General features: G+C 63.1%; 20 protein-coding genes. 5 read left to right on the top strand and 15 right to left on the bottom strand.

Features of this window, described 5'->3' with window-relative positions:
- Positions 1 to 107 precede the first annotated feature (107 nt).
- The 5 genes from VA599_RS02215 to VA599_RS02195 all read right to left on the bottom strand — a co-directional run bounded on the left by VA599_RS02215 (position 108) and on the right by VA599_RS02195 (position 5,473).
- Positions 108 to 1,103: a hypothetical protein gene (locus VA599_RS02215; RefSeq protein WP_346787516.1), complete on the bottom strand. Its 996-nt coding sequence runs from the start codon at positions 1,101 to 1,103 to the stop codon at positions 108 to 110.
- A gap of 20 nt (positions 1,104 to 1,123) precedes the next feature.
- Positions 1,124 to 1,852, bottom strand: a complete 729-nt coding sequence (locus tag VA599_RS02210) for a pseudouridine synthase (RefSeq protein ID WP_021476193.1) — start codon at positions 1,850 to 1,852, stop codon at positions 1,124 to 1,126.
- Positions 1,853 to 1,992: 140 nt separating this feature from the next.
- Positions 1,993 to 2,622 carry a hypothetical protein gene (locus VA599_RS02205; RefSeq protein ID WP_346787515.1) on the bottom strand — a complete coding sequence of 210 codons (630 nt, stop codon included), beginning with the start codon at positions 2,620 to 2,622 and terminating at the stop codon, positions 1,993 to 1,995.
- Between the two features lie 98 nt (positions 2,623 to 2,720).
- Positions 2,721 to 3,767: a DNA-binding protein gene (locus VA599_RS02200; RefSeq protein ID WP_346787514.1), complete on the bottom strand. Its 1,047-nt coding sequence runs from the start codon at positions 3,765 to 3,767 to the stop codon at positions 2,721 to 2,723.
- Positions 3,768 to 4,402: 635 nt separating this feature from the next.
- Entirely contained in the window at positions 4,403 to 5,473 is a 1,071-nt protein-coding gene (locus VA599_RS02195; protein WP_346787513.1) for a response regulator, read from the bottom strand.
- A gap of 186 nt (positions 5,474 to 5,659) precedes the next feature.
- Here VA599_RS02195 and VA599_RS02190 point away from each other — a divergent pair, with 186 nt between their 5' ends.
- Positions 5,660 to 6,424 (top strand): response regulator, encoded by a 765-nt coding sequence (locus tag VA599_RS02190; RefSeq protein ID WP_021476197.1) that lies wholly within the window; start codon positions 5,660 to 5,662, stop codon positions 6,422 to 6,424.
- A gap of 182 nt (positions 6,425 to 6,606) precedes the next feature.
- Here the strand turns inward: VA599_RS02190 and VA599_RS02185 are convergent, their stop codons facing one another.
- A complete protein-coding gene (locus tag VA599_RS02185; protein ID WP_158677637.1) occupies positions 6,607 to 6,882 on the bottom strand; it encodes a hypothetical protein in 276 nt (91 codons plus the stop codon).
- 276 nt (positions 6,883 to 7,158) lie between these two features.
- Here VA599_RS02185 and map point away from each other — a divergent pair, with 276 nt between their 5' ends.
- The 3 genes from map (at position 7,159) to VA599_RS02170 (ending at position 10,423) form a co-directional block, all read left to right on the top strand.
- On the top strand, positions 7,159 to 7,956 hold the full coding sequence (gene map / locus VA599_RS02180) for a type I methionyl aminopeptidase (protein WP_046159182.1): 798 nt from the start codon (positions 7,159 to 7,161) through the stop codon (positions 7,954 to 7,956).
- A gap of 41 nt (positions 7,957 to 7,997) precedes the next feature.
- Entirely contained in the window at positions 7,998 to 9,086 is a 1,089-nt protein-coding gene (locus tag VA599_RS02175) for a tyrosine-type recombinase/integrase (protein ID WP_346787512.1), read from the top strand.
- Positions 9,087 to 9,157: 71 nt separating this feature from the next.
- On the top strand, positions 9,158 to 10,423 hold the full coding sequence (locus VA599_RS02170; protein ID WP_115617979.1) for an Hsp70 family protein: 1,266 nt from the start codon (positions 9,158 to 9,160) through the stop codon (positions 10,421 to 10,423).
- A 66-nt stretch (positions 10,424 to 10,489) separates the two neighbouring features.
- On the opposite strand, the gene VA599_RS02165 is transcribed toward VA599_RS02170, so the two are convergent.
- The 9 genes from VA599_RS02165 to VA599_RS02125 form a co-directional block, all read right to left on the bottom strand.
- Positions 10,490 to 13,393 (bottom strand): DNA translocase FtsK, encoded by a 2,904-nt coding sequence (locus VA599_RS02165; RefSeq protein ID WP_346787511.1) that lies wholly within the window; start codon positions 13,391 to 13,393, stop codon positions 10,490 to 10,492.
- A 132-nt stretch (positions 13,394 to 13,525) separates the two neighbouring features.
- The gene (locus tag VA599_RS02160; RefSeq protein WP_346787510.1) at positions 13,526 to 14,032 is read right to left on the bottom strand and encodes a phosphatidylglycerophosphatase A family protein; all 507 of its coding nucleotides are present in this window, start codon (positions 14,030 to 14,032) and stop codon (positions 13,526 to 13,528) included.
- Positions 14,016 to 14,963, bottom strand: coding sequence for a thiamine-phosphate kinase (gene thiL / locus VA599_RS02155; RefSeq protein ID WP_346787509.1), 948 nt, complete (start codon positions 14,961 to 14,963; stop codon positions 14,016 to 14,018). Before thiL ends, VA599_RS02160 begins: the two co-directional genes overlap by 17 nt.
- Before the next feature lie 71 nt (positions 14,964 to 15,034).
- Positions 15,035 to 15,484 carry a transcription antitermination factor NusB gene (gene nusB, locus VA599_RS02150; RefSeq protein ID WP_021476205.1) on the bottom strand — a complete coding sequence of 150 codons (450 nt, stop codon included), beginning with the start codon at positions 15,482 to 15,484 and terminating at the stop codon, positions 15,035 to 15,037.
- A 76-nt stretch (positions 15,485 to 15,560) separates the two neighbouring features.
- Positions 15,561 to 16,028: a 6,7-dimethyl-8-ribityllumazine synthase gene (ribH, locus tag VA599_RS02145; protein ID WP_346787508.1), complete on the bottom strand. Its 468-nt coding sequence runs from the start codon at positions 16,026 to 16,028 to the stop codon at positions 15,561 to 15,563.
- Between the two features lie 60 nt (positions 16,029 to 16,088).
- Entirely contained in the window at positions 16,089 to 17,213 is a 1,125-nt protein-coding gene (ribBA, locus tag VA599_RS02140) for a bifunctional 3,4-dihydroxy-2-butanone-4-phosphate synthase/GTP cyclohydrolase II (RefSeq protein WP_021476207.1), read from the bottom strand.
- Positions 17,214 to 17,242: 29 nt separating this feature from the next.
- A complete protein-coding gene (locus VA599_RS02135; protein WP_021476208.1) occupies positions 17,243 to 17,905 on the bottom strand; it encodes a Dph6-related ATP pyrophosphatase in 663 nt (220 codons plus the stop codon).
- A complete protein-coding gene (locus VA599_RS02130; protein WP_346787507.1) occupies positions 17,902 to 18,516 on the bottom strand; it encodes a riboflavin synthase subunit alpha in 615 nt (204 codons plus the stop codon). The genes VA599_RS02135 and VA599_RS02130 overlap by 4 nt, the downstream gene beginning before the upstream one ends.
- A 123-nt stretch (positions 18,517 to 18,639) precedes the next feature.
- Positions 18,640 to 20,724, bottom strand: a complete 2,085-nt coding sequence (locus tag VA599_RS02125) for a TonB-dependent receptor domain-containing protein (protein WP_346787563.1) — start codon at positions 20,722 to 20,724, stop codon at positions 18,640 to 18,642.
- 250 nt (positions 20,725 to 20,974) lie between these two features.
- Here VA599_RS02125 and VA599_RS02120 point away from each other — a divergent pair, with 250 nt between their 5' ends.
- Positions 20,975 to 22,585, top strand: a complete 1,611-nt coding sequence (locus VA599_RS02120) for a peptide chain release factor 3 (RefSeq protein WP_346787506.1) — start codon at positions 20,975 to 20,977, stop codon at positions 22,583 to 22,585.
- Positions 22,586 to 22,587 lie beyond the last annotated feature (2 nt).

Raw genomic sequence — 22,587 nt, 5'->3', positions numbered from 1 at the left:
CAACCGACCGCCCTGAGGCCGATTGAAACTTGTTCCATATTCAGCATAGTCCGTCTGCGGGCGGCCGTAATGGTTTTGGCGAGCGGAGCTGCCCGGCCCGGGGCTTGTCAATCGCGAAATTGCCGGCGGAGTTCGGCAATGCTCTCCCGGTGAATTTTCACCGGCATCAGCGCCCTGCGGGTTGGCCGCTCCCGGCCCAGAACAAGCTCTTCCAGCTGCAATGTGGTCGCGCCATCCTCGCCGGATTCGCATTTGATGCCCATCCGATTGAGACGCAGCGTCACGTTCTCCAGGCTGAAGTAGTCGCCCGGGTGCTCAAGCACATGGCGAACCGTGTCCAGAGCCCCTTCCAGACTATTCAATTCCCGCAAACTTTCCAGTTGCGGGCGCACTTCCGACAGGCGCTTGTCCAGATCGGCCAGCGTATCGGGGAGATCGTCGCCGCCCTGTCCATCCACCACGATCCGCGACGGGGATTGCAGCGTCAGCCTGCGCAATTGCAGGCGCCCCAATTCCGCCTCCAGCTGAAGCCGGGTCTGTTCCAGCAATCCAAGCTGGCGGGCGATGACCGCCGTCAGTACGTGCAGCGCCCGCTCTCCGGATTGTGTGCGGAATGTCTCCTCGCTGGCGCAAGGCAGCTGCAATCCATGGCAGTCGAAGCTGACGACGGTCTGGGCGACATCGTTGCGCAGCTCGCCATTTTCCATGGCGACGCCGAATCTGGCGGTTTCGCTGCGCTGCATGGTCATCAGCGCCCAGGCCTCATCACCGTTCGAGGCTGATGAGAAAAACGCCCGCAAGGATTCGCTGCCCTCAAGGACGTCGAGCAGACTGGATGGGCCGGCGAACAGCAGGCCCAATCTGGGATCGCGAGCAAAACTCTGTAGCGACAATTCCAGCGCCGGGGGCAATTTGTCGCTCAGCGCGGCAAGGTAGGACTGCGCGATGCGCATGCCAGGCATTAGCGCATGCTGATGCCCGGGCAGCAGGCAAAGCCGTCGGTCGCAAGCCTCAAGCAATTGCTCGACTTGCCGCGCCAGCTCCCGGGCCTGTTGCCGGCTGGCGGCATCCCATCCCAGTTTGCGCAGCAAGAATTCGAACATGCCCACTCTCCCGCCTCTAGTCAAAACTGCTCGTCGTCTCTAAGGTAGCGCCACTGTCCGGTGGGGAGGTTGCCCAATTTGACATTGCCGATGGAGATGCGCTTCAGCCCGATCACTCTCAAGCCAACCAGCTCGCACATGCGGCGAATCTGGCGCTTTTTGCCTTCGCGCAGCACGAAGCGCAGCTGATCGTCGTTTTGCCAGCTGACTTTGGCGGGAAGCAGCTTTTTGCCATCCAGGGACAGTCCGTGGTTGAGCAGCTTCAGGCCATCGGCCGACAGCTCGCCCTCGACGCGCACCAGGTATTCCTTTTCCACCTCGGAGTGTTCGCCGATCAGTTGCTTGGCGATGCGGCCATCCTGGGTCAGCACCAGCAGGCCGACGGAGTCGATGTCCAGCCGGCCCGCCGGAGCCAGGCCGCGCAGGTGCGACGGTTGGAAGCGTTTGCGGCTGCCGTCTTCGGCCCAGCGGTTTTCCGGCTTCACCAGCGCCACGGCGGGCAGATAGCCATCCTCGGCCTGGCCGGAAACATAGCCGACCGGCTTGTTCAGCAGGATGGTCACGCGCGCAGACTGCGCATCCTGTGCCTTCCTGTCGACTTCTATCTGGTTGTGCGGCAGGACTTTCTGGCCCAGGATGGCCACTTCGCCATCCACCTTGACCCAGCCCTGCTCGATATAGCTGTCGGCTTCGCGGCGCGAACACAGCCCCAATTCGGCCATTCGCTTGGACAGTCGTACAGGTTCCATTTGGTCTTTCCGTAATGAAAAAGCGGGCTCCGGGCACGCATTCGCGCATGGAGACCGCCATTGAATCGACCGTTATTGTAAGAGATTGCCGCCCGGCTGACCATGCGGGGCGGAAAATTTGACCGGTTGGACGGCTGGTTTCAGGCTGGCACCGCCGGCGTGGACGGCGGCGCGCTAGCCGGGCCGCTCGCTTGTTGCGCCGGGATGGGGGCAACCTGCGCGGCCATCGCTCCACCCTCCCTGGACTTCATGCCGACGTAGGTGGCGCTGCTCAGGCCCAAAACGACCAGCCAGCTTGCGTCTATCGGATAGAAGCTTTGCAACTGCACTGACTTGTACAAAAACGCGACACCTATGCCGGCATTGGCCAGCAGGGCCTGATAACGATGAATGGACACGCCCTGTCCGTCATCCAGCACGTCCTGCGGCCAGCCGCGCGAGCGTTGCGCCGATGCCGGAAGTGCGCCCGAAGGAGCGTCTATCAGGGAAGCCGCGCCGGAGGTGGCTACGCTGATGCCCAGCAAACCCAGCAGCTCGAGTGTCGGCGCGGGCAGGTTATTGGTAGTGAGCAGCGTCCAGCCGGCAATCACGGCGACCAGGAAGGTCCACCAGATCAGCTGGCTGCGCGCCAGGCTGAAGGTTTGCTGCCCATTGGCGACGCCGGGCGCGAGCGGGCCGCGATCGCGCAGGATATCCGTTTTCCAGACGACGGCGGCGAACAGCGCGATGACAAGCGCCGAGTAGAGTACGGCATAGCCTTGCATGGTCATATCGACTCCCTGATGTGAGTGGGCGAAACTCATTCAGCATAGACAAGGGCTGCGCGATTTCTGTCGATCCCGCCTGTTCCGACGGACAGGCGGCCTGGTCAGTCCGCGAGCTGCTCGCCGAGCCAGTCGCGCAGAGTTTGCTCCGGCGCCGGCCGCCCCCCGGCCTCCCAGGCTGCGCACGCCCGCTCCATGCCCCTGGCGCGCTCTTGCCTGCTCCGCTCCTCCAGGCGGGCGCATCGCGCGGCCAGTTCCTGCAATTGGGCGTTGCCGGCATCCAGCGCTTGCTGCCGGGCTTGCGCCTCCTGATGCAGTGTTTCTTCTCTTTGCGCCATCAGCTCCAGCCGAGCCTGCAATCCGCCGTTTTCCCGCTCCCGCTCCAGCAGGCGTTCGCGCCACAGATGCTCCACCGCTGCGGCATCTTGCCGAGCCTGGCTCAGCGCGTCCTCCAGTTTTTGCGTTTGCAGCTTCATGTCCCGGCGCTCTTCCTCCACTTGCTGGTACAGCCTGACACGCAGGCCCTCCAGTCGCTCGTAGGCCAGCGCTTCTTTGCGCTCCGACTCTTCCCGCTCGGCCTGCAGTTGTTGCTGATGCTGGCTTTCCTGCTCCTCCAGCCGCTCATTCGAGCGCTTGCGCTCCTGTTTCAGTTCGTCGCGCAGTTGCGCGGCTGCGCCTTGCAGCTCCGCTCGTTCCTTCTCCAGCGATTCGGTCAGCAGTTTTTCCCGCTGCAGCAAGCTGTCCAGTTCGACTTGGCGCGCGGCGCGCAACTCCAGCTCATGCCGCAGCGACTGCGTTTCAGCCTCGGCCTGTTCGTGCTTGCGCGCCAGTTCGGCCAGTTGCTTGCCCAGCGCCTCCGCCTCGGCTTCGGCCTCCTCGCGAACCGAGGCCAGCTGTTGATCGGCTTCATCGCAGGCCTTCTGCCATATCTGGTCAAAGGCCTCGGCCAGCGCGGGAGGCCAGTCCGGCCTTCTTGAGGAAACGGCCACTTTGCTCAGGAATTCCTGCCGCCAGGTTTTCAGCGTGTTGTTGATGGTGGTGTTGGAGCCGCTGCCAAGACGGGCTCGCACGTCTACCACGGTGGGCCAGACCCCTTCCGCCACCAGCTCGAACGCCGCCTGGCGTATCCGCGAATAAATATCGGCCGTCACTTTGGCTTCCCTTTGCGCACTTTATGTTCGGCCTGGAGTGTAGCAGATGCTGGTAAATAAATATATTACGTATTACATTCTAAATTTATCAATGCGGCTAAATTTTTCCTATAATTATACTTATCGGAATTATTTCTCGAATGCGTATCAGTGAAAGTTGCCTGTCGAGCAGGCGGGCTCCCCGCTCTCTCAAATACGAAACCATTAACTGGCCGCCGGGTTGAGCGCAGGACATCATCGCACCCATGCTCAACCGAGAAGGCGAGCCAGACAGCCTGGCTTCTCGGGCCATATCAGGCTGAGCAGATTGGCTCCTGCGAGTGCGATGGCTTACGGCAACGCGGTCTCGAAACCCGGTGACGGCGGCTCATGCGCAGTCCGGGCTTGAGAGGAAAGAGATCGAGTTGGCTCAATCGCGGCCATGTCGCCTGCGGCAACCAATCTGAAACCTGTTTGCAATTGGGCCGCGGCTCTACCCATGCGGAGTGGATGTCTTGCCGGACAGGCAGTGCCAAAAACAGCGACGCGCCAACGTGCCGCGCGGCTTGCTTCATCAGCGTCGGCGGTTTTTGACTCGGGCACGCCCGGAGGTTTTGTCGGCGGCCAGGACGGCTGCGCGCTACGGAATTTAAGCGCTACTCTCGCAGCGCGACGCCCCTCAGCCGCCGCCCAAGCGACTCGAGTTCTCTCACTTGCTGGAGCTGAAGCTTGCCCAGCGAGTCTTGCGCTTCGTCCACCAAGCCCAGCAAAAGCGCCGCTCGAGGCTCATTGCCCAGCATGTCCTCCATGCGGGCTCGCATCGCGTCCAATAGCGCGCGCGCGTCGGCCTGCCCTGCGCGTTGACTCTCTATCATGGCGGCCAGCGTGGCGCCCGCCTGATCCTGCACAGCCGCAGCGCCGTCTTGAGTCATGACTTCCGCCCGTTCCGCGGCGCCCTCCGCCATCAACGCCAGATAGTCCTTAAGCTTGCCGCAGCGCTCAATGTCGTCCACCGGCATATTGTTGATCAGCAAGGACACCGGTCCGTAGTTGAATGCGCAACGGCTGTCGTAGCAGACGATGTGCTGCCGCTCAGCGGACAGATCCTGCAGCAACAGCGATTCCAACTGGCTATTGCCTGATTCGGAACTCAGTGTTTTCACCTCGCCGTTGTCGCGGAACTGCACCGATGCGGCTAGTCCGAACTCCCCCAGCGCGTCCAGCGTGGTCCGCATCAGCTGCCCGGAGTCGACTGCCTGAAATAGCCGACGGAAATACTGCAGGCAAATGCCCAGCGCGCTGCTGTCGGTCATCGCAGACATGGCGACCGACATCGCGCCCCGAGCCTGGCTCTTCAGCTCGTGTATCTCCCGTCGGTAACTCAAAGCCTGCTCCACCTTGCGGACCAACTCTTCCGGTTGCAGCGGCTTGCTGACGAAATCTTCGCCGCCCACGCTGTATGCGGCCAGCCGCTTCACCGGATCGCTATGCGCCGACACGAATATGATATAAGGCTGGAATGGCAGGTCCAGCTGGCGGATGCGCCGACAGGCCTCATATCCATCCATGCCCTCCATTTCGATGTCCAGCAGCACGATCTCCGGCTTTTCTTCCGCCACCGCCTTCAAACCTTCGTCGCCGGTGACTTTGCAGGTCAGATGCAGCTCCGCCTCGAACAACATCTGCATGACTTGGCTCACAATGGGGTCGTCATCGATCACCAGCATCCTGTGTTTTTCCATTTCGCCCGCCCTTTCGCTTGTCTAAGCTTTAACTTGTCGCGTTCACGGCCCCGGCCGCAGCGTTATCCCGGTATTACAGCTATAGCTCTTCCTCCTGCTTGTGGCACCGGCGCCTGAATGATGCGGACGGCATTTCATCGAAAATGGAGCGCGCGCACCTTTGGAGGGCTTATGGAACAAGGGCATTCCGCTGGCGCAGAACTCGCCAAGCTGCATGTTCTGCTGGTGGATGACAGTCAGATCAACCAGCTGTTCGTTTCCAGCCTGGCTGAGGATTTGGGGATTTCGCTCGATTGCGCCAACAATGGCGCCGAAGCCCTGCAACGGCTCCGCGAGGATAGCCGGCGTTACCAGCTGGTGCTGATGGATCTGCAGATGCCTGTGCTGGATGGATTGGGAGCGACCCGCGCGATCCGCGAAGAGCTGCAGCTGAAACTGCCTATCATCGCATTGACCGCCAGCGCCGAGCCTGATCATCAGGAGAGCTGCCGCCTGGCCGGCATGAATGGTTTTCTGCGCAAGCCCGTGGATGGCGAGGCCCTTCTGCGGCTGATTAACCACTACCGTGTTCGCGGCCAGGCCGGCGAAGAATACGGCAAGCTGAAACTGGACACGTTGAAATTGCTGCACCGCGCCTCGGCGACCCGGCTGCGCAGCACGCTGCAGGAAGCCATCGACACCTGCCGCCAGGACTTCGACCAAGCCTGCCAACAATGGAGGCAAGGCGACTCGGAGACCGCCGCGCGGCTGATACACCGTTACCGCGGTTCTCTGGGCACGTTTGCCTACGAAGGTTTCGTGCGGCTGACGCTGGATCTGGAGCATGCAGTTCGTCAGGGGGATGAGAACCTGGAGCCTCGCCTCGATGTTTTTCGCGCGGAGTTGGATGAACTGCTTTGCCAGCTTCAGCGGTGGATGGAAAACCATGGGAACTGATGGCGCCTCCAGCGACGGTCAATGGCTTCGCCCAGACTGGAGGTTTGAACTGAAGAACGAAGCGCGGGCCGCCAGCCCGCCGCGCGCTCGGCGAGATCCATTACGAACCTAGTTCAGCCGAGACAGCCCGGATTGTCAGAACCAGAGCGATCGCAATGCGCGGGCGCATCACATCCCAATGATCATTCGTTTTCAGGCGCTGGCCTGTCGGTCTTGGCCTTTAATGCGATGCCGGCGCACAATACGGTCAGCCCCGTCAGCATGCCGCCAAAGCCTGTCGCGAAAGCGACATAATCGAGCGCTCCCGTCATCAATACCGTATGGACGGCGCCCCAGATGAATGTGGGAATGCCGCTGCCGGCCAGAGCCATGCCCGCAATCCGGAACGGGCAATAACTGGCGCCATCATTCTCGGTCAGGCAGTCCTTGAGGCATTTGGTCAGGATAGTCAACGGCATCGCATGGCCTCTTTGGGGGAGGTGTTTTCGGAGAAGGCGGCGCATTCGTGGAATTAGGAACGATTCCCCATCGCGGCCGTGAAATTCGCCACGCCGTTTGGCCTGATGCGCGGAAGATGAGGCGGCTCATTGGATCGAGCGCTGGCCAACTAGTGTAGAATGGAAGAATACCAATCATTAGCAATCAGGGCCGGCTTGAAAGGTGTTGGATTTTTTCTGAAAATCGCAAGCCGGACTGATGTAAACAACTGAAAATAAATAGGCTTTATAAAGAAAATGGCTATTCAGATCAAAGACACGCAAGATATCGAGAAAATGCGCATCGCCGGCCGCCTGGCGTCGGAAGTTTTGGATTTCATCACCCCGCATATCAAGCCCGGCGTCACCACCGAAGCCATTGACAAGCTGTGCCACGACTACATGCTCAATGAGCAGGGCACCATCCCCGCCCCGCTGAACTACGCGCCGGATGGCCACAATCCCTACCCCAAGTCGGTATGCACCTCGGTCAACCACGTGATCTGCCACGGGATCCCCAATGACAAGCCGTTGAAAAACGGCGACATCATGAATCTGGACATCACCGTGATCAAGGATGGCTACCATGGCGATACCAGCCGCATGTTCTTCGTCGGCGACGTCAGCCCGCATGCCAAACGCCTGAGCAAGATCACCTATGAAGCCATGTGGAAAGGCATCGAAAAAGTGAAGCCGGGCGCCACGCTGGGCGATATCGGTTACGCGGTGCAGAGCTACGCCGAAAGCGCCGGCTACAGCGTGGTGCAGGAATTCTGCGGCCACGGCATCGGCAAGAAATTCCACGAAGAGCCGCAGATTCTGCACTACGGCCGCCCGGGCACCGGGCTGGAAATCGAAGCCGGCATGATCTTCACCATCGAGCCGATGATCAACCAGGGCAAGCGCCACCTGCGCATGCTGGCCGACGGCTGGACCGTGGTCACCAAGGACCGCAGCCTGTCCGCCCAGTGGGAGCACACCGTGCTGGTCACCGAAACCGGCTACGAAATCCTCACCCAGTCCGCCGGCACCCCGGCCAAGCCCAGCTTCAAATAATCGCAGAAGGCCGTCCGCTCCCGCGGCGGCCCTTTACCGCCATGCTGCCAGATGTCCTCCGCGCCGACGCCGGCTCCCATTCGCTGATACAAGCGCAGTCCGATACCCAGGCGGTGCTGACCTGGCTGGCGGAGCATGCCGATCGCCCGGCCACGCTGGCCGCTTATCGCAAGGAAGCGGAACGGTTGCTGCTGTGGCTGGACGACCGCAGGCAGGGGCTGGCCCAGGTCAAGCGCGAGGATGTGCTGGACTATCGCCGTTTCCTCGCCTCGCCCCACCCCGCGGAACAATGGCTGGGCCCGGCGCGTCCGCGCAGCCATCCGGACTGGAAGCCGTTCAGCAAGCCGCTGTCTCCCGCCAGCGTCGAACACAGCCTGACCGTGCTGGGCGCCTTGTTCGCCTATCTCAACGACGCCGGCTACCTGAACGGCAACCCGTTCAAATTATTGCGCCGGCGCGGCCCCAGAAAAGCCTCGCAGGAAATCGAACGCTTCCTCGACGCCGATTGCTGGGGCCACCTCCAATCCACGCTGAACACTCTGCCGCGCGATACCGACAGGGAGATCCGCCATGCCGAACGCGCGCTGTGGCTGTTCACCCTGCTCTACCTGACCGGCGCGCGTCGCGGCGAGGTTGCCGCCGCCCGCGCCGGCGATCTGGTCCGCCGCAACGGCAACTGGTGGTGGCATGTGGTCGGCAAGGGCGGCGTTTCCGCGCGCATCCCGCTGTCGGACGAGCTGATGGACGCCCTGGCCCGTTACCGGCTGAGCCTGGGCCTGCCGCCGCAACCATCGGTCGGCGAGGATACTCCGCTAGTCTGCCGCGTGGGCCGCAAGGGGCAAGCCAAGCCATTGTCCGACAAGGCGATCTACCTGATCTGCAAGGAAGTGTTCGGCCGGGCGCAGGCCGGCGCGCCCAGCGACGAAACCCGCGCCCGGCTGTGCGCGGCCAGCACCCACTGGCTGCGGCATACCGCCGCCAGCCACCAGCTGGAAGCCGGCGTGCCCTTGCTGCTGGTCAGCCAGAACCTGCGCCACGCCAGCATCCAGACCACGCGCCGCTACCTGCACAGCGAGGAAGACGCACGCCACGAGGCCAGCCGCCTGCACAAGCTCAAACGCGATGCCTGAGCGTTTCGCCCTTCCCTTTCCGCGCCATTCCGCGTACCATCGCGCCTCTTTTATTTTCAAGGAGATGCTGAATGACTGATCAAACTGCCGCCCGCGCCTGCGGCATAGACTTTGGCACCTCCAACTCCACCGTGGGCTGGCTGCGTCCTGGCCATGACACCCTGCTTCAGCTGGAAGACGGCAAGATCACGCTGCCCTCGGTGGTGTTCTTCAATTACGAAGAAGACCATTCCCGCTTCGGCCGCGCCGCGCTGGCCGAATACATCGACGGCTTCGAGGGCCGGCTGATGCGCTCGCTGAAGAGCCTGCTGGGCTCCAGCCTGATCGACAGCCAGACCGAGGTCCAGGGCAAGGCGCTGCCGTTCCGCCACCTGCTGAAGCTTTTCATCCAGGAATTGAAGCTGCGCGCCGAAGCCACCGCCGGCCGCGAGTTCGAGCAAGTGGTGTTGGGCCGCCCGGTCTATTTCGTCGACGACAATCCTCAGGCCGACAAGCTGGCTCAGGACACGCTGGCCGATATCGCACGCCAGGTGGGCTTCAAGGAGATTTCCTTCCAGCTGGAGCCGATCGCCGCGGCGTTCGACTACGAATCCAACATCGAGAAGGAAGAGCTGGTGCTGATCGTCGACATCGGCGGCGGCACCTCGGACTTCACGCTGATCCGCCTGTCGCCGGAGCGCCGCAGCCATGCAGAGCGCCGCGACGACATCCTGGCAACCGGCGGCGTGCACATCGGCGGTACCGACTTCGACCGCCAGCTGAGCCTGCACGGCGTGATGCCTTTGTTCGGCTTCAAGACCCGGTTGCGCAACAACGCCGAGATGCCGTCCAGCCAGTACTTCAACCTGGCCACCTGGCACACCATCAACTTCGCCTACACCCGCAAGGCCTGGATGGATCTGCAGGATGTGCACCGCGACGCCGCCGAGCCGCAAAAGCTGGATCGCCTGTTCAAGCTGATCCAGGAGCGCGCCGGCCACTGGCTGGCGATGGAAGTGGAGGCCGCCAAGATCGCGCTGTCCGACCAGGACAGCCATCGACTGGCGCTGGACACCATCGAACGCGGCCTGCATTGCGATCTGAGCCGCGCCGATTTCGAGACCAGCATCGGCTCGCTGCTGGACCGCGTCGGCGGCACCGTTAGCAAGCTGCTGGCCGATTCCGGGCTAAAGGCTGAAAACGTGGACACCGTGTTCTTCACTGGCGGCTCCAGCGGAGTGCCGGCGTTGCGCGACGGCATCCGCGCGCTGCTGCCCAATGCCCGCCACGTGGAAGGCAATCTGTTCGGCAGCATTGGCAGCGGCCTGGCCATCGAGGCGAAGAAACGCTACGGCTAAGCCACCGGGCAAGCTGATAAAAAAACACCGCGTATCATCGCGGCGTTTCTTTATTGGGGCGAAGAATCAGAAGTCCCGCTGCGGCACCAGCACCGTGCGGTTGCCGTTGCTCTCCATCGGACTGACAATGCCGGCAGCCTCCATCTCCTCGATCAGCCGCGCGGCGCGGTTGTAGCCGATGCGCAGATGGCGCTGCACGCCGGAAATGGACGGTTTGCGGGTGCGCAGCACGATCTCCACTGCCTCGTCGTACAGGGGGTCGGTTTCCGTCGCCGCTTGCGCCTTGGCGGTGGCGTCCGCCGAGGCGTCGTCGGCCTCGCTTTCGCCGGTCAGCAGGCCTTCCACATAATCCGGCTCGCCGAACTGCTTCAGATGCTCGACCACCGCATGCACCTCGTCGTCGGTGACGAAGGCGCCGTGCACCCGTTGCGGATAGCCGGTGCCCGGCGGCAGGTACAGCATGTCGCCTTGGCCCAGCAGGCTTTCCGCGCCCATCTGGTCCAGAATGGTGCGGCTGTCTATCTTGCTGGACACCTGGAAGGCGATCCGCGTCGGGATATTGGCCTTGATCAGGCCGGTGATCACGTCCACCGACGGCCGCTGCGTGGCCAGGATCAGGTGGATGCCGGCGGCGCGCGCCTTCTGCGCCAGGCGGGCGATCAGTTCCTCGATCTTCTTGCCCGCCACCATCATCAGGTCGGCGAACTCATCCACCACCACCACGATGAAGGGCAGCTTGTCCAAAGGCTCGGGCGTTTCCGGCGTCAGGCTGAACGGATTGGCGATGCGCTGGCCGCGCTCGGCGGCCTCTCGCACCTTCTGGTTGTAGCCGGCCAGGTTGCGCACGCCCAGCGCGCTCATCAAGCGATAGCGCTTCTCCATCTCGCCCACGCACCAGTTCAGCGCGTTGGCGGCCAGCTTCATGTCGGTGACCACCGGTGCCAGCAGGTGCGGGATGTCGTTGTAGACTGACAGCTCCAGCATCTTGGGGTCGATCATGATGAAGCGGACTTCTTCCGGCGTGGCCTTGTACAGCAGCGACAGGATCATCGCGTTGACGCCCACCGACTTGCCTGAGCCGGTGGTGCCGGCCACCAGCAGGTGCGGTGCCTTGGCCAGGTCGGTCACCACCGGCTCGCCAGTGATGTCCTTGCCCAGCGCCATCGTCAAGCGAGACGCGGAATGCTGGAACACGTCGGCGGAGAAGATTTCCGACAGCCGTATCATCTGTCGCTTGGGATTGGGCAGCTCCAGGCCCATGCAGGTTTTGCCCGGAATGGTCTCCACCACGCGGATGGAGGCCAGGCCCAGCGCGCGCGACAGGTCCTTCATCAGGTTCACCACCTGGTTGCCGCGCACGCCCACCGCCGGCTCCACCTCGTAGCGGGTGATCACCGGGCCGGCGTAAGCATCCACCACGCTGACCTTGACCTTGAACTCGGCGCACTTCTCCTCGATCACGATGCCGCGCTCGATCAACTCGTCCTGATTGCAGGCTTCCTGAGCCGCATCCGCCGGGCTCAGCAGGCCCAAGCCAGGCAGCATGGAGTCGTCGTAGCTGTGGCGCGCCGGGGCGTCCTCCGCTGGCGCGAGCTCAGGCTCGGGCAAGGCGGCAGGCACTGTTTCAACGGCCGCAGCGGCCGGCTGCGCCGCCGGCTTCTCCTCCACTAATATCCAGGGCATGGGATTGCTTGCCAACTGCGCCGCGGTGGCGGCCAGGGACGGCGCTGCCGGCTCCGGCAGCACAGTCTGCTGCACGATGGCGGCGCTTTCGTCCGCTTGCTGGACCAGCACTTCGCGGGTTTGCGGCCAGCGCCACGGCGCGCGCGATGTGGGCGAAGCGTCGCTGGCGGCGATAGCCTCTTCCTCGAGCTCGTCGGCCGCATCTTGCTTGTCAGCCGCTGGGGGCTCAGGCGTGAATTCGGAAATCACTCGTTCTGCTGGTTCAAACGGAACAGATGCGGACGCGGCCGGTTCAGGGTTTGCCGGCGGTGGCGGCGCATGATCGATTTCCGGCACAGCGGCCTCAGGTTCGCCGATTTCCGGCCAGGATTGCGGCTCCAGCTCTTCGGCGTCTACAGGGGAGGACTCGGCTGCGACCGGCTCTGGCGCCGTCACTGGCTGGACAAGCGGCTCTTGGATACGAATGTCCGCTATCGGGGCTGGATCGGGTTCCATCGCGATGGGTTTGCTCACTGGCGCCGGTTCAGGCTTGCGCAGCGGTTCCAGAATGACCAGCGGTTTTTCCGGCTCCGGTTTGGCTTCCGGCTTCGCCCGGGGGATCGGAACCAATTCGACGCGGGGCAGCGGCGCGCTAGGAGGCGGCGGGCTGCGGCGGTGCGCGTGCAGGTTGGCCACCGCGGCGCGCACTTCGCCGCTGCCGATCAGCGGCAGCGTGTCTTCGCCGCGCTCGCCCGGCTCGACTCCGCGGACGCGCTGGCGGCGGCGGTAGTCCTGCTGCATATTGCTCTGCATCTCGGACAGGCCGATCACCGGCAGGTTTTCCGCATCCGGCGCGGACGGTTCCTGGCGGGCTTTCCGGCGGTATTCGCGCGACAGCTCCAGCATTGGCAGCTCGGTAGGCTGCGACTGATGAGCTGCCGGCGAGCGCTTGGGCAGGACGATGGTGGCGAGCGGTTTTTGCTCTTCGGTAGGCTCCTCTCGCCGTGCCTGCGGCCGAGGCTGCGCGACGCGGACGGGCTCCGCCTCCGTCTCGCGGCGGGCGGCAGGCTGGGGTTCAGGCGCAGGTTCCGGCAATGGATCGGCCTCCGGCGCGGGCGGTTCCTGGCTTTCCATAGCCTCTGGCTGCCGCGGGGATTCCGCGAAGTAATCGGGTTCGTAGCGCTCGCTGCGACCCTCCACTCCAAGCAAGCCATCCAGCTTGCGCATCAGTTGCGGCATTTTGCCGCTTTTCACCAGCCAGCCGGCCGCGGCCAGCGCTGACAGCAATAGTACGACGACAACCCACACGGTCGAGAACCCCGAAATTTAGCTGCCCGCGGCGGGCGCGGGCGTGTTTTTCATGGCAGCGCGCTGGACTGAGTCAAGCGTCAAACTGTCTGTCACTTTAAGATCTGATTGTAACTGTTTTGTGCGCTCGCATCACAACCAATGCCAGATCAAAGCCTGGACGGCCAGCGCGAACAGCGCGGCGATCACATCGTCCACCATCACGCCGAAGCCGCCGCCCACGCGCTGGTCGAACCAGCGTATCGGCCAGGGCTTGACGATGTCGAACAGGCGGAATAGCGCGAAAGCCAGGATCCATCCGGCCCAGCCAGCCGGCGCGAAGGCTAGCACCATCAGCATGCCCACCACCTCGTCCCAGACGATGCCGCCGTAGTCATGCACGCCCAACGCCCTGCCGGTGATGCCGCATGTGTAGACGCCGATCAGGAACAAGGGCAGGCACAGCGCCATCAATGCCCAGCCGTTGACGCCAAGGGCGAGCAAGGGGAAGAAGATGGGGTACGCGACCAAGGTGCCCCAAGTGCCCGGCGCTTTTTTCATCAGCCCGCTGCCGAAACCGAAAGACAGCAGATGAACGGGATTGCTCAGCAAAAAACGCCAGTTGGGCGTGATTTTCGGTGTGTCAGCCAAAGTGGTCATAACCTTTCTTGTCCAGCTCCACAGTCCGCCCGGCCGCGTCCAGCAATCTGGCGCCCCGCCCTTCCAGCACGCGGCCGATTCGGGTGACGCGGCAGAGTCCGGAGGCGGCGGCCTCGATGGCGGCGCGGCGCGCCGGCGGCGCCGTGAAAACCAGTTCGTAATCGTCCCCGCCGGCCGTCAGGCAAGCGAGGCATTCTTCGCGGCGGGCTTCCAGCTCGGGATGGGACGGCAATGCCTCCGCCCAGAGTTCGCCGGCCACGCCGGATGCGGCCAGGATGTGGCCAAGGTCGGCCATCAGCCCGTCGGACACATCGGCGGCGGCGTGCGCCAGCGGCAACAGCGCGGCGCCCAGCGCCAGCCTCGGCTCCGGGCATTCCAGTTTGTGCGTCGCGGCGGCCAGCAGTTCCATATCGTTTACATTCAGCCAGCCCAGCCGATGGCGCACCGCCAGCGCGCCCAGGCCCAATTCGCCGGACACCCAGATGTCGTCACCCGGCTTGGCGCCGTCGCGGCGCAAGGCCTGCCCGGCCGGCGTCTCGCCCATGATCGTCACCGACAGCGTCAGCGGGCCGCCGGTGGTGTCGCCGCCGATCAGCTCCACGCCGTGGGCATCCGCCAGCGCGAAGAAACCTGCGGCGAATTCCGCCACCCAGGCTTCGTCGGCGCGCGGCAGCGCGATGGAAAGCAACGCCCAGCGCGGCCGGGCACCCATCGCCGCCATGTCGGACAGGTTGACCGCCAGCGTCTTGTGGCCCAGCGCGCGCGGCGACACGTCGGCGAAGAAGTGGCGCCCTTCCACCAGCATGTCCGTCGACAGGTGCAGCTCATGGCCGGGCGTTGGCCGGACGATGGCGGCGTCGTCGCCGACGCCCAGCACGGCAGACGGCGCGGGACGCTTGAAATAGCGGCCTATCAGTTCGAATTCGTTCATGGCACCTCACGCAAAAACACCCGCCGGCGGCGGGTGTCGTCGACAGCGGCACGCCGATAGGCGCGCCCGGCTCAGTCCTGCTTGCGGCGCTGCTTCTGCGCCAGCACTTCGTCGCCGCGCACTTCGGCGGCCAGCTTGTCCAGCACGCCGTTGACGAATTTGTGGCCATCGGTGCCGCCGAAAGTCTTGGTGATTTCGATGGCTTCGTTGATGATCACCGGGTACGGGGTTTCCGGGCTTTGCGTCAGTTCCAGCGCGGCCATCAGCAGCACGGCGCGCTCCACCGGGCTGACTTCGTCCTCGGCGCGCTCGTAATAGCGGCCGACCTGAACGGACAGCAGTTCCACATCTTTCAGCACGCCGTACAGGATGCTGCGGAACAGGGCCTCGTCGGCCTTGGCGAAGTATTCGTTCTCGCGCAGGTGTTTTTCAATCAGCGAAGCCGGACGGTCCGGATTCAGTTCCCATTCGTAAATGCCTTGCACGGCAAATTCGCGGGCGCGGCGGCGGGCGGTTTTCATGGTGGCGATTCCTTGAAAGAGCAAGGGAAGCGGCGCGATGGCCCGCTTCCCGTTGGACGGCTTGGCGGCGGATAACTCAGCCGCGCAGCGTCTTGTGCAGATTGGCCATCTCGACCGCGACGCGGGCGGCGTCGCCGCCCTTTTCCTGCATGCGGACTTCCGCCTGCTCGTCGTTTTCGGTGGTCAGGATGGCGTTGGCTACCGGAATGTCGAAATCCAGGCCGACGCGGGTGACGCCGGCGCCGGATTCGTTGGATACCAGCTCGAAATGATAGGTTTCGCCGCGGATCACCGCACCCAGCGCCACCAGCGCGTCGAAACGACCGCTCTTGGCCATGGTCTGCAGAACCAGCGGAACCTCCAGCGCGCCCGGCACCGTGGCCAGGACGATGTCGCCGGCGACGACGCCCAGCTTCTCCAGCTCGGCGAGGCAAGCGTCGCGCAAGCCGTGGCATACCGGCGTGTTGAAACGCGCCATGGCGATGCCGATTTTCAGGCCCTTGCCGGAAAAGTTGGGTTCAATACACTGGATTGCATCAAGCATGTTGGGTCCTCGCGGCGAAAACACTAAGGAAAGCCGGCAATTGTAACGCAATCGCCGCGATTAGGCCACGCCCGGGCCGTTGCCGGCATCCACGTGGAAGTGGCCCGGCTGGCAGAATCCGGTGACTTCCAGCTCGAAGCCGGCCATCGACGGCAGGCTGACCGGACTGGACATCAGCTTCATCTTGCCGACGCCCAGCGCCTTCAGCATTTGCGCGCCAACGCCGAAGGTCTTGCTGTCCCACTTCTGCCGCGGCGGCTCCTGGTCCAGCGCCCGTTGCGCCAGATCGGCGCCGGTTTCGTCGCGGTACAAGAGCACCATCACGCCGCAGCCCTCCTCTTCCATGGTTTCCAGCGCGTTGGGCAGTGTCCAGGAATGATGGCTGCACAGCGGCGCCAGCATGTCGATCACCGACAGCGGCTCATGCACCCGCACCAGGATTTCCTTGTCCGGATGGATTTTTCCCTTGCTCAGCGCCAGGTGGGTGGCCGAGGTGGTGATGTCGCGGAACACATGCAGGTCAAAGCTGCCGAACGGCGTCTCCACCGGGCGCTCGCCCACTTTTTCCACCAGGGATTCGGTGCGGCTGCGGTACTGGATCAGGTCGGAGATGGTGCCGATCTTCAAATCGTGGATTTTGGCGAATTCGAGCAGCTCCGGCAGGCGCGCCATGGTGCCGTCGTCGTTCATGATCTCGCAGATCACCCCGGCTGGCTCCACGCCGGCCAGCATGGCCAGATCGCAGCCAGCCTCGGTATGGCCGGCGCGGATCAGCACGCCGCCATTCTGGGCCTTCAGCGGAAACACGTGGCCGGGCTGCACCAGATCGCTGGCCTTGGCCAGCCGCGCCACCGCGGTTTTGATGGTGTGGGCGCGGTCGGCGGCGGAAATGCCGGTGGTCACGCCCTCGGCAGCCTCCACCGACACAGTGAAATTGGTGCCGAAGCTGGTGCCGTTGTTGGTCGCCATCATCGGCAGGTTCAGCAGCTTGCAGCGCTCCTCCGACAGGGTCAGGCAGATCAGGCCGCGGCCGTGCTTGGCCATGAAGTTGATCGCCTCCGGCGTGACGAACTCGGCCGCCATTACCAGATCGCCTTCGTTCTCGCGGTCCTCGGCGTCCATCAGCACCACCATCTTGCCGGCCTTGATGTCGGCGATGATGTCTTGAATCGGGGATATGCTCATTGCTCTATTCCTTTGTCGGTTCGCCCGTTCTACGCGGGCAGCAGGTCCAGCGCCCGGTATTCGCCGAGCTCCGCCGTTTCGCCGTCGCGCAGCGCCAGCGGCTTGTTGAACAAGGGGCCGTCCACTACCAGAGTATGGAACTCCCCCGCTTCGCCGCAGGGGTCCACGCCCTCGGCCAGCATGTCTTCTATCAGCTGCCGGTTGAAAGTCCGGCCCAGCCACTTTTCGTCCACCAGCGCAGTATTGACCATCACGATGCGGGCGACGAATCCGGCATCGACGAATTCGCGCACCAGATCGGCGCGGTTTTGCCCCCACAAGGGCAGGATAGCCTCCAGGCCCGCGTCGGCGCAGACGCCCTCCTCCCACTCGCGGTGCGCGTCCAGATCGATATCGCCGAACACCGCCGCCTGGACGCCGTCTGCCGCCGCGTCGCGCAGCTGCCCGACGAAGACCTCGCGGTAGTCATTCCAGCTCGCGCGCCCTAGCCGCTGCGGCAGACCCACCGCTTGCGCCTGCCGCGCCAGCACTTCGGGCCGCACGCCGTGCGAGCGAGAGCGGTCGCCCGCCTCATCCAGCATGGTCAGCAGCGCCAGCGGCTTGGCGCCTGCCTGAACGGCGCGCCACAGCGCGAGGCAGCTGTCCTTGCCGCCGCTCCACGACGCCAGCACCGGCAGATCGCGCAAGATCACGCCTGGCCGCGCTGCGCCAGCACGCGCTCGACGGTGTCTACGATGGCCTGGGTCTGCGGATCGATTTCGATATTGATCTTGTCGCCGGGTTTGCGGCCGGCGATATTGGTCCGAACCAATGTTTCCGGAATCAGGTGCACGCAGAAGCGGCGGCCTTCCATCGCGCCGACGGTGAGGCTGATGCCGTCTATGCCGATATAGCCTTTGGTGAACACGTATTTCTCCAGGCCGGCAGGCAGTTCGAACCAGACAGTATGGTTATTCGGGGATTTTATGACGTCGACCACCGATGCGAGGCCCATCACGTGGCCCGACATCGCGTGGCCGCCGATGTCGTCGCCGAACTTGGCCGCTCTCTCCACGTTCACGCCGTCACCGGTCTTGAGCGCACCCAGATTGGTGACGCGCAGCGTCTCCTGCATCAGGTCGAAATGAACCAAGTCGCCGTCGACCCGGGTGACGGTGAGGCAACAGCCGTTGTGGGCGACAGAGGCGCCAAGCTGCAGGCCGGGCAACATTTCTTGGGGCAGGCGGACGATATGGGTGCGGAAATCCTGCTTTTCTTCGATGGCGACCACTTCGGCCACGCCCTGGACGATACCGGTGAACACGGCAAGCCTCCTTGGTTTGAATTGTCGTTTGGACGATATTGTAGCCGAATGATCGTTTTCCAATCCGCTGGCGTCATAAAAAAACCGGCCAGAAGCCGGTTTCAGGATATTTGGAGCGAGAAGTCAGAAGCGCCACGACAGGCTGGTGCGGATGGAGCGGCCCATGCCTTGAATGCCCTCCGTCAGATAAGGGCTGTAACTTCTATTGAACAGATTGTCTACCGCCACGCGCGCCTCCAGATGCTTGAAAGCGCCGCTCTGCGGCTGCCACGCAGCGAATAGATTGATCAGAACATATCCTTTGCTGGGCGGCATGGAATAGGCGGTGCGCGTTCCCTCGAAATACGGTATCCGGTCCTGGGTGCGGACGAATTTGCCCTGCCCGCCGAATGTCAGACCCAGCCGAGCCACGCGGTAACCGGTGGTCAGGACGGCTTTGCGCGGCGGAATGTCCACCACCGGCTCTGAATTGCCCCATGGATCGCGAAGGCTGTTGCGATGGTCGCCGCTGGTCGCGGAGAGCGCCGCAGACGCGAACCAGCCGCGCAGCTGGTAATCCAGCGTCAGGTCATAGCCATGGATCTCATAGCCGCTCAAGTTACGGTAGAAGCCGGTGCCGGCGGGCGGCGTCTGGCCCGGCGAGTCGCCGGTATTGCCATTTCCGAGGCGCATGTAGATGTTGTCGCGCACCAACTGCCGGTACGCGAGGAGAGACATGCTCAGCTTGTCGCCGGCCGACAATACGCCGCTGCGTTCGAAATCCAGGCCATAGTAAAACCCGCGCAACTTCTCCGGCTTCAGATACCGGCTGGTGCCGGACAAATTGGATAGCGGGGTTTGCGCGGCATACACTTCGTCCACTGTCGGCGCGCGCCAGGTATCGACATAGCTGAAGCTGGCATTCCAGCCGGGCGAAAAGCGCCAGGCGATGGCCAGGCGCGGCGACCAGCCGGTGAAGCTCACAGGGCGATAATCGTGGCCGGCGCTGGCGACGTTGTAGATGGGCGCGAGATTGGGCTTGCCGTACAAGGCTACCTGGTCGTAACGCAACGAGGGTGTGATTTTCCAGTCAGGCAAAGGCTTCCACTCATGAATCAGGTAAGCCGAACGCATGGTTTCCTCGCCGCGGTTGCCGCCATAGGCGTTTATCCAGCCGTAGTGGTAGTCCGGGTCTTTGGCCTTGGTGGCCAGGAATGACCGCGGATCCCAGTCCTGCTTGCTCCAGAACAGGCCCGTTGTGAAACTATTGGAATCGCCCAGCTTGGCGACGTTGCGAATATCCAGCGAACGGCTGTTCTGGGTCACCCAGCTCTCATGGCCATAGGATGAGCGGTAGTCCACCTTCCAGGCGGACTCCGGCCGCTTGTCGTGCTGATAGCGGCGGGATTGCGCATAATTGACGCTGAGATCCAGCCAGGAGTTGTCGGGACTGGCGTAGCGCCATTCGCCATTGAGCGAATCAATCTTCTGATCCCGCATCACGGTTTTTCTCAGCCAGGCCTCCGCCTCGCCATAGCGCTTGATGTCAGAGCTGGAGGGTGCCTCGACCTGCCCGCTGCGCGCCGCCCAAGGCGTGCGCATCTCCGACTCCTGCCTGACCATGCCTAGTCGGAACTGATGGCCGGCCCAGGGGCGGAACGCCAGCTTCAACATGCCGGCTTTCTGCTCGCCGCCCGAAAACAGATAAGTGAGGTCATCGCCGGTCTTGCCGTCGCCCGAGCGGGATTGGGATATGTAGCCGAGGATGTCCGCCGAGTGTTCGCTGCCGCCAGCGTAAGCGGCTACGCTCTTGCTGATCTGACCGCCATTGCTCTGGCGGCCGATCTTGGCGAAGCCGCCGACTGACTCGCCCGGCATCAACAGCTCATCCACCGACTTGGTTTCCGCCCGGATCACGGCGCCGAAGCCGCCATTGCCGTACAGGGCCGACTGCGCGCCCTTTATCACTTCCACTTTGCCCAGCAATTCCGGTTCTATGAAGCTGGTGCCTTGCTGGTATTTCGAGAACACCTGGTTGGCGCCGTCCAGCTGGACTTGCACCTGCTCCACCGTGCGATAGCCCCAGACATTGATCACCTGTCCGCCGGGGCGCGGCGAGCCGCCGGCGTTCACGCCGGGCAAGACGTCCAGCACTTCGGCCAGCGAGCGCGCCTGGGGTCTCGCGATCTCCTCCGCGCCCAGCTTGTCTACCCCCGACTGCTTCTGTATGGCGGTGGATTGAACCTTGATGGTTTGCAGCTACTGATCCTCGGCTGCCACCGAAAAATGGACCAGGCTCAATGCCAGCGCGGAAAGGCAAAACGGAAAGGCCGCTGCTTGCGCGCGGCCGTTTTTTGGTTGTTGTTGCATCATGGAACTACTTATTATTGATAATCATTATCAATTGTAACATGGAATATCCTGAAACCCGTAACTCCGGTAAAATGCTCGGCTTTATTGAATTTCAAGCAAGCCATCCATGTCCGCCGATCTCGCCCGCATCGCAGAAGAAGTTTCGCACCGCCGCACCTTCGCCATCATCTCCCACCCCGACGCGGGCAAAACCACGCTGACGGAAAAACTGCTGCTGTTCTCCGGCGCCATCCAGATGGCGGGTACGGTGAAAGGCAAGAAAGGCGGCAAGTTCGCCACTTCGGACTGGATGGAAATCGAAAAGCAGCGCGGCATTTCCGTCGCCTCGTCGGTGATGCAGTTCGACTACCGCGACCACACCGTCAACCTGCTGGACACCCCGGGCCACCAGGACTTCTCCGAGGACACCTACCGCGTGCTGACCGCGGTCGACAGCGCGCTGATGGTGATCGACGCAGCCAAGGGCGTGGAAGAGCAGACCATCAAGCTGCTCAATGTCTGCCGCCTGCGCAGCACCCCTATCGTCACCTTCATGAACAAGTGCGACCGCGAAGTCCGCGACAGCCTGGAGCTGCTGGACGAAGTGGAAAACGTTCTGAAAATCCGCTGCTCGCCGATCACCTGGCCGATCGGCATGGGCAAGACCTTCCGCGGCGTGTACAGCCTGCTGAACGACGCGGTGATCCTGTTCGAAGCCGGCACGGAAAAGCTGGTTTCGGACATCGAAGTGATCCAGGGCATAGACAACCCGCGCCTGGACGAGCTGTTCCCACTGGAAATGGAACAGCTGCGGATGGAGATCGAGCTGGTCAAGGGCGCGTCCAACGAGTGGAATCTGGAAGAATTCCTGGCTGGCGAGCTGACCCCGGTGTTCTTCGGCTCCGCCATCAACAACTTCGGCGTGCGCGAAATCCTGAACGCGCTGATCGACTGGGCTCCGGCGCCGCAGGAGCGCGACGCCACCGTGCGCAGCGTGGCGCCGACTGAAGGCAAGTTCTCCGGTTTCGTGTTCAAGATCCAGGCCAATATGGATCCCAAGCACCGCGACCGCATCGCCTTCTTGCGCGTGTGCTCCGGCAAGTTCGAACGCGGCATGAAGATGAAGCACCTGCGCTTGAGCCGCGACATTTCCGCCTCCAGCGTGGTGACCTTCATGTCGCACGATCGCGAGATCGTGGAAGAAGCGTTCGCTGGCGACATCATCGGCGTGCCCAATCACGGCAACATCCAGATCGGCGACAGCTTCTCCGAAGGCGAGGACCTGTCCTTCACCGGCATTCCCTTCTTCGCGCCGGAACTGTTCCGCTCGGTGCGCATCAAAAACCCGCTGAAGCTGAAACAGCTGCAGAAAGGCCTGCAACAACTGGGCGAAGAAGGCGCGGTGCAAGTGTTCAAGCCGCATAGCGGCGGCGATCTGATCCTGGGCGCCGTGGGCGTGCTGCAGTTCGAGGTGGTGGCCAGCCGCCTGGCCGCCGAATACGGCGTCGACGCCATCTTCGAATCCGCCAGCATCTGGTCCGCCCGCTGGTTCAGCTGCGACGACCGCAAGAAGCTGGATGAATTCATCAAGACGCTGCAGATGAATATCGCGACGGACGCCGGCGGCAACCTCGCCTACCTCGCGCCCAACCGCGTCAATCTGCAGCTGACCCAGGAGCGTTGGCCGGACATCGTCTTCCACGAAACCCGCGAACACGCGGTGAAGCTGAACGACTGAGG

This window comes from Chromobacterium indicum, from assembly GCF_039708975.1.
Taxonomy (GTDB): Bacteria; Pseudomonadota; Gammaproteobacteria; order Burkholderiales; family Chromobacteriaceae; genus Chromobacterium; species Chromobacterium piscinae.
Note: the sequence above shows the minus strand (reverse complement) of the source record. Positions and strands in the feature narration are given on the sequence as shown.